We start from the raw sequence: 511 nt of genomic DNA, 5'->3' as shown, positions 1-511 counted from the left end.
CTGCGGCAATGACCGTGGGATTGCCCCCTTCGTTTAGGGCAAGGGCGGCAGCAGCAAGCGCCTCGTCACCATCAAGAGCGCTAAGTAGACCGCGAAGTTTTTTCAAAACAGCTCCTCGCATCCAACCGGACTAGGCCGTATGCAGTTTTTGTTGCGCCTGGTCAAAACCGAGGGTAACCACATCCTCGATCGCATCCGCAGCCAAGCGAACCGTTACAGCCCATTCATCCAGGTCTTTCTTAGGGAAATCCGAAAGCACGAACGCGGCAGCGTCCATTCGCCCAGGCGGGCGGCCCACGCCAAAGCGCAACCGGTTGTAATCCTTCGTGCCAATCAGCTGCGAGATTGAGCGGAGCCCGTTGTGTCCGCCCTCGCCGCCGCCTCGTTTAAGTCGAAGAACGTGCGGTTCGATGTCGAGCTCGTCGTGCACAACCAGCAGGTGGTCCGGCTTTACCCCATAAAACTGCATGAGTTTCGATACCGCGTTGCCCGATAGATTCATGTACGAGTC

The 511-nt window shown here is 57.5% G+C and carries 1 protein-coding gene; it reads right to left on the bottom strand.

Annotated features, from left to right (window positions below):
• Nucleotides 1-130: 130 nt before the first annotated feature.
• Nucleotides 131-511: aminoacyl-tRNA hydrolase (pth, locus tag HMPREF1627_RS00990; RefSeq protein WP_034500384.1), on the bottom strand; the 381-nt coding region annotated here is incomplete at its 5' end.

Source organism: Actinomyces sp. S6-Spd3 (genome assembly GCF_000758755.1).
Classification (GTDB): domain Bacteria; phylum Actinomycetota; class Actinomycetes; order Actinomycetales; family Actinomycetaceae; genus Pauljensenia.
Note: the sequence above shows the minus strand (reverse complement) of the source record. Positions and strands in the feature narration are given on the sequence as shown.